Annotated in this window: 7 protein-coding genes; 4 read left to right on the top strand and 3 right to left on the bottom strand. The window is 69.9% G+C overall.

Translation table 11 applies throughout. The annotated features are described in order from the left end of the window. Both AC3XYG_RS38590 and AC3XYG_RS38585 read right to left on the bottom strand, forming a co-directional pair. The coding region (locus AC3XYG_RS38590) for an NAD(P) transhydrogenase subunit alpha part 2 (protein WP_489145211.1) at positions 1 to 402 on the bottom strand (402 nt) is incomplete at its 3' end. Between the two features lie 15 nt (positions 403 to 417). Beyond that, on the bottom strand, positions 418 to 1,584 hold the full coding sequence (locus tag AC3XYG_RS38585) for a Re/Si-specific NAD(P)(+) transhydrogenase subunit alpha (protein ID WP_489145210.1): 1,167 nt from the start codon (positions 1,582 to 1,584) through the stop codon (positions 418 to 420). Positions 1,585 to 1,807: 223 nt separating this feature from the next. Here AC3XYG_RS38585 and AC3XYG_RS38580 point away from each other — a divergent pair, with 223 nt between their 5' ends. The 4 genes from AC3XYG_RS38580 to AC3XYG_RS38565 all read left to right on the top strand — a co-directional run bounded on the left by AC3XYG_RS38580 (position 1,808) and on the right by AC3XYG_RS38565 (position 5,545). Continuing rightward, positions 1,808 to 2,239 carry a hypothetical protein gene (locus tag AC3XYG_RS38580; RefSeq protein WP_489145209.1) on the top strand — a complete coding sequence of 144 codons (432 nt, stop codon included), beginning with the start codon at positions 1,808 to 1,810 and terminating at the stop codon, positions 2,237 to 2,239. 99 nt (positions 2,240 to 2,338) lie between these two features. Further along, complete coding sequence (locus tag AC3XYG_RS38575; protein WP_489145208.1) at positions 2,339 to 4,396, top strand: DUF4139 domain-containing protein; 2,058 nt, start codon at positions 2,339 to 2,341, stop codon at positions 4,394 to 4,396. Positions 4,397 to 4,496: 100 nt separating this feature from the next. Further along, a complete protein-coding gene (locus tag AC3XYG_RS38570; protein ID WP_489145207.1) occupies positions 4,497 to 4,850 on the top strand; it encodes a hypothetical protein in 354 nt (117 codons plus the stop codon). Then, complete coding sequence (locus AC3XYG_RS38565) at positions 4,829 to 5,545, top strand: helix-turn-helix transcriptional regulator (RefSeq protein WP_489145206.1); 717 nt, start codon at positions 4,829 to 4,831, stop codon at positions 5,543 to 5,545. The genes AC3XYG_RS38570 and AC3XYG_RS38565 overlap by 22 nt, the downstream gene beginning before the upstream one ends. Before the next feature lie 127 nt (positions 5,546 to 5,672). On the opposite strand, the gene AC3XYG_RS38560 is transcribed toward AC3XYG_RS38565, so the two are convergent. Next, a partial coding sequence (locus tag AC3XYG_RS38560) for a M10 family metallopeptidase C-terminal domain-containing protein (RefSeq protein WP_489145205.1) occupies positions 5,673 to 6,473 on the bottom strand: 801 nt, incomplete at its 5' end.

Genomic DNA, 6,473 nt, shown 5'->3' with positions numbered 1-6,473 from the left:
CTTCTTCCGGTACATCGCCAGCATCCGGCGCGTCACCAGGAACCCGCCGAAGATGTTCACCGAGGCCAGCAGCACCGCCAGCGCCCCCAGCAGGCTCGACGCCCCGATCACCGCCGGACCCGCCGCGATCAGCGCCCCCACCACGATCACCGACGAGATCGCGTTGGTCACGCTCATCAAGGGCGAGTGCAGCGCCGGCGTCACCCGCCACACCACGTAGTAGCCGACGAAGCACGCCAGCGCGAACACCGTCAGCCCCGTCAGGAAGAACCCCTGCCCCTCCACCGGCACCGTTGCTGCCGCCGCCTGGGCCTGCGCCGCCAGGGCCTGTGCCTGGTCCGCCAGCACCCGCGCCGCCGTCGCCAGCCCTTCCGCGCCTTGCGCGATCCCGTCCGCCGCCATGATCCCCGCCTCTCCCTACGCCGCCTGTTCGGCCGTGCCGCCGAAGCCCGGATGCACCACCCGGCCCCCCGACGTCAGCCGCGTCGCCGACACGATCGCATCCGTCCCGTCCACCTTCAGCCCCTTGGTCTCCTTGTCGACCAGGGGGGTCAGGAACGCCACCAGGTTCCGGGCATACAGCGCCGATGCATCCGTCGCGATCCGCCCCGGCACGTTGCGGTGCCCGACGATGGTCACGCCGCCGTCTTCCACCACCTCGCCCGGCCGCGTCAGGGCGCAGTTGCCGCCCCGCTCCGCCGCCAGGTCGACGATCACCGAGCCCGGCTTCATCGACCGCACCATCGCCTCGTCCATCAGCACCGGCGCCTTGCGGCCCGGGATCAAGGCCGTGCAGATCACGATGTCCTGCTTCTTCACCGTCTCCGCGATCAGCGCCGCCTGCTTCGCCCGGTATTCCGCCGACATCTCCTTGGCGTAGCCGCCCGACGTCTCCGCCGCCTTGAACTCCTCGTCCTCCACCGCCACGAAGCTGGCGCCGAGCGACTGCACCTGTTCCTTCGCCGCCGGACGCACATCGGTCGCCGACACCACAGCCCCCAGCCGCCGCGCCGTCGCGATCGCCTGCAGACCGGCCACGCCCGCGCCCATCACCAGCACCCGCGCCGGCGGCACCGTGCCCGCCGCCGTCATCATCATCGGGAACGCCCGCCCGAACACCGACGCCGCTTCCAGCACCGACCGGTAGCCGGCCAGGTTCGCCTGGCTCGACAGCACGTCCATCGACTGTGCCCGCGTGATCCGCGGCACCAGCTCCAGGGCAAAGCTCTCGATGCCAGCCGAGGCGTAGGCCGCCAGGCTCTCCGCATCGTCATAGGGCTCCAGGATGCCGATCAGCGTCGCACCGCGCGGGATCAGCGACAGCTCGTCCAACTCGCCCTCCCCCGCCCGCAGTGGACGGCGCACCTTCAGCACCACATCGGCGCCGGCCAGGGCCGCGGCTGCATCCGCCGCGACCTCCGCCCCCGCCGACCGGTAGGCATCGTCCGTCACCGCGCTGCCCAGACCCGCGCCCGTCTCCACCACCACCATGGCACCCAGCCCGATCAGCTTCTTCACGCTGTCCACCGTCGCCGCCACACGGCGCTCGCCCTCTCGGCGCTCACGCAATACCGCTATCCGCATGGATCGTTCCCCTTTCGGCATTTCGACGACCGATCCGCAAGTTTTGCGCTGCGGCGACGCAATGACCGACCATGCTACAGCCGAGCGGTCGCTGGCAACGATCCTTCCATCTGAAACAGCGGAACCCGGATGGGGGGTCGAGCCTTGATTCAGCAATGCCGTTCCGGCCCGACCGATCGGGCCGGGTTGCGGCCCGGACCAAAACGCTTTCGGGGGATCACCCGTGTCGACTTTCCTGCGCACCCTTGGCCTGACCGCGGCCGCCGTCGCCGCCATCGCCTGCGTCCCGCAGGGCGGCGGCTACCCCGCCTACGCCGACAGCAATCGTTACGACGATGGCGGCTACACCCGGATCGACAACCGCGACAACGACGGCAGCAACAGCTGCCGCCGCGCCTATAACGGGATCTGCGACGAGGGCCGCTACGGCGGCACCAACAGATGCAACGACGGCACCGACACCGCCGATTGCCGCGGCTATGCCAGTCGCGACCGCGACCACGGCCCGAACAGCTGCCGCCGTGCTTATAACGGCGTCTGCGACGAAGGCCGCTACGGCGGCACCAACAAATGCACCGACGGCACCGACACCGCCGATTGCACCGGTGGCCGTGGCCGGGGCCGGCGCAACAACAATGGCTGGCCGTTCGACTGAACCGGCATCTTTCCGCCATGCTTGACGGCAGATGGCCGCGGCTTCGCCATGATCGCCCTTCATGGTCGGCCCCTGCGACCGACCATGAAGGGGTTCTGCATGACACCGATCCGACTTGCCCTGCCCGCGGCTGCCGCGGCGATCGCGATGCTGGCCGTTCCGGCCTTCGCCGCCGATTCGCTGGCGCTGAAGCGGGTGCTGCTGTCGACCGGCGGCGTCGGCTATTTCGAATACGAGGCCAAGGTCACCGGCGACGAGACGCTGGATCTCGCCGTGCCGCTGGACCAGGTCGACGACGTGATGAAGAGCATTGTCGTCTATGACGACAAGGGCGGAGTGGGCGAGATCAGCCTGCCCGGCCGCGAGCCGCTGGCCGCCGCCTTCCGCGAGATGCCGTTCGGGCCGGAGGCGCTGTCCTCCCCCGCCGACCTGCTGAACGCGTTGCGCGGCGCCGAGGTCAAGGTCGACGGCGCCCGCGCCGTGTCCGGCCGCATTCTGTCGGTGGTGCCGGAGACGTCGACGGCCAAGGACGGTGCCCAGATCACCCGCCACCGGGTCAGCCTGATGACCGAGGGCGGCGTGCGTCAGTTCATCCTGGAAGAAGCCGACGGGCTGCAATTCGCCGATCCGGCGCTGCAGGCCAAGTTGGACACGGCGCTGGCCGCCCTGGCCCGCGACTCCGCCAAGGACCGGCGCAGCTTCGCCATCCGCTCGACCGGCACCGGCGAACGCACCCTGCGCGTCGGCTACGTCGTCGGCGCGCCCTTGTGGAAGACCAGCTACCGCCTGACCCTGTCCGCCGACCCGAAGGCGGAGAAGGCCGACCTGCAGGGCTGGGCGGTGCTGGAGAACATGAGCGGCGCCGATTGGGACGGGGTCGACCTGACCGTCGTCTCCGGCAACCCCGTCACCTTCCGCCAAGCGCTGTACCAGAGCTATTATGTCGACCGGCCGGACGTGCCGGTCGAGGTGCTGGGCCGGGTGCTGCCGCCGGTCGATGAGCGCGCCCGCGACCTGGATGGCATCGGTGGGGGCTTTGCTGCGACCGGCACGGCCGAGCCGGCACCGCCGCCCGCACCGATGGCGATGATGGCGAGAGCCGCCCCGGCGGCCGAAGCCGTCATGAACGACATGGTGAGCGCGCCCAAGCAATACGCCCAGATCACCGCCGCCGATTCGGGCGAGACCGCGACCCAGGTCAGCTTCCACCTGCCGGAGCCGGTGACCGTCGCCGCCGGCCATTCGCTGCTGGTGCCGATCGTCAACCGCGCGATCCCGGCCGCCCAGGTCGACCTGTACCTGCCGGACACCGAGCCGACCCACCCGCTGGCCGCGGTCGACCTGAAGAACGACGGCGAGACCGGCCTGCCGCCCGGCGTGCTGACCCTGTATGAGCGCGATGCCAAGGGCATCGTGTCCTATGTCGGCGACGCCCGGCTGGGTGCGCTGCCGACCGGCGAGAACCGGCTGGTCAGCTTCGCCGTCGACCAGAAGGTGACGGTCGACCGCGACGAGAAGAGCGACGACACGCTATCCCGCGCCCGCATCGTCGACGGCGTGCTGGAGATCACCACCACCCAGCGCAGCAGCGTGAGCTATGCCGTCACCGGCGCCGCCGGCGAGGACCGCACGGTGTTGCTGCAGACCCCGCGTGAAGACGGCGCGACCCTGACCCAGCCGGACAAGAGCAAGGTCGAGATCGTCGGCGACCAGTATCGCATTCGCCGCGCCGTGGCCGCCGGCAAGACCGAGACGGTGACGGTGGTGCAGGAGCAGCCGGTGTCACAGACCATCGAGCTGACCACGGATGCCGGCGACGACATCGCCACCTGGGTCGACGACACCACGGTGCCGGAGAAGGTGCGCAAGGCACTGTCCGGCCTGGCCGAGCAGTTGGCCGCAATCACCGACCACCAGACCGACGTGACGCAGCTGGAGCAGCGCCAGACCGAGATCGGCCAGGAGCAGGCCCGGCTGCGCGAGAATCTGGGCGCCGTGCCGAAGGACAGCGACCTGTTCCAGCGCTATCTCGGCAAGCTGAACGACAGCGAGTCGGAGCTGGAGAAGACCGGCATCGACTTGGCCAAGGCGCGCAAGGCAGTCGCCGATGCCCAGGCGGCCTTCCGCCAGTCCGTGCGCAAGCTGAATGTGACCTGACCTGAACCGACCCCGCTCCCTCCTGACACCACGTTGTCAGGAGGGAGCTCGTATTCTCCTGCCATCGACATCGCCGAGATGTTGCCGATGGAGAGACGCGGTGGCCTTCGTAATCGAACTGGTGATGTTCCGGGCCAAGCCCGGCATTGCCGTGGAAACCGTGGTCGAGGCGGCGGAGGGCACCCGGCAGGCGGTGGCCGGGTTGGACGGCTATGCCGACCGCAACTTCGGCCCGACCGCCGACGGCGAATTCGTCGATGTCATCCGCTGGCGCGACCGGGCCTGCGCCGAAGCCGCCGCCGCGGTCGCCCCCCAGCTGGCCGGCTTCGATCGCTTCCGGGACGTGATCGACACGCCGAGCGTCCAGGTCTATCACTTGGACGGCCATTCCCCCGGCCCTGCACGGCCACCCCTGCGGCAGACACTGCACCGATGCGTCGCGCCGACCGACTGATCCAGATCATGCTGCTGATGCGCGGCCGTGCCCTGGTCACGGCCCTGCAGCTGGCCGAGGCGCTGGAGGTGTCGGAGCGCACGATCTATCGCGACATGGCGGACCTGCTGGCCAGCGGCACGCCGATCGACGGCGAGGCGGGCGTCGGCTACCGGCTGCGCCGCGGCTTCACCCCACCCCCTGTGCAGTTCACCGCCGAGGAGCTGCTGGCGCTGAGCCTGGGCGCCCGCATGGTCGGGGCCTGGACCGACCCGGCCCTGGCCCGCGCCGCCGCATCGGCCGCCCGCAAGATCTCCGGCGTGCTGCCGGAGGCCAGCGCCGCCTCGCTCGACGAGGCGCCGATGCATGCGCCGAGCCAACGGCCCTATCCCGTGGAATTGCTGGAACCGTTCCGCACCGCGATCGCCGGGCGCTGGAAGATGCGGCTGCATTACAGCGCGCCCGACGCGACCAGCGAGCGGGTCATCCATCCGCTGGGCCTGTTTTTCTGGGGCAACCGCTGGACCGCCACGGGCTGGTGCGAGCTGCGCCAGGATTTCCGCAGCTTCCGCCTGGACCGGATCGAGACGATGGCGCTGCTGGAGGAGCGGTTCCAGCCGGTCACCGGCCGCACGCTGGCGGATTATCTCAGCCGGATGCGGGAGGAAATGGCCGCGGCGGAACCGAAGCTGCGGAGCCCCCGTTCCGGAGCTTAGAGGCCGCCGGACCGTGGCGGCGCCAACCATCGGAGGCTCCGGCGTGAGATACATCCTGCTCTGGCTGCTCGGGATCCCGATTCCCCTCCTGATCGTGATCTGGCTGCTGTTCCACTGAGCCAGCGCGTCAGAGTACGAAGTCGCCAGCCCCCAGGGCTGTCACGGAGTGCACGGTGATGGCCATGTCGGCCACCCGGTCGCCGTCGAGGTCGGCCAGCACCGTGTAGATCCCACCGCTGCCCTGTACGATCACCTCGTGACCGGTGCCGGTGAAGGCGCCGCCGACGGTGAAGGTGAAGGCGGTGTTGCCGTTGGCGGCATTGCCGTCGGCATCGATCGCCCACAGGTTGATGCGGTCGTGCTGGGCCGATGAAAAGTCGGTGATGGTGTCGCGGCCCACCGCGGCAACCGTGCTGTCAGTCGTGCTCTCGTACTGGAAGGTATCCGCGCCGGCGCCGCCGGTCAGCGTGTCCGCGCCGGTGCTCCCCACCAGGGCGTTCGAGACGCCACTGCCGATCAAGGTGTCGGCCTGGGACGAACCGTACAGGTTCGCGATGCCGCTCAGCGTGTCGCCCTCGGCATCGCCGCCATGGCCCATACCGGCCGCGAGATCGACCGTCACGCCCGCACTGCTGGTGTGGTAGTAGGCCCAGTCCAGTGCCGTGCCCTCGAGCATGTCCGCACCGGCGCCACCGACCAGATGATCGACCGCATCGTCCCTGTCGATCAGCCGATCCGCCCCGGCCCCGCCATACAGAGTATCCGCACCGGCCAGGCCGGAGAGCTGGTTGTCGCCACCGTCGCCGATCAGCCGGTCATCCAGGCTCGATCCGTCCAGATTCTCGACCCCGACCAGCGTGTCGCCTTCGGCGTCCCCGCCCCGCCCGGTGCCAAGGCCGAGATCGACCGTGACCCCGGCGCCGCTGGC

The sequence above is a fragment of the Inquilinus sp. genome (genome assembly GCF_057815775.1).
The sequence above is the reverse complement of the archived record's forward strand: the minus strand, read 5'-3'. Positions and strand labels throughout refer to the sequence as shown.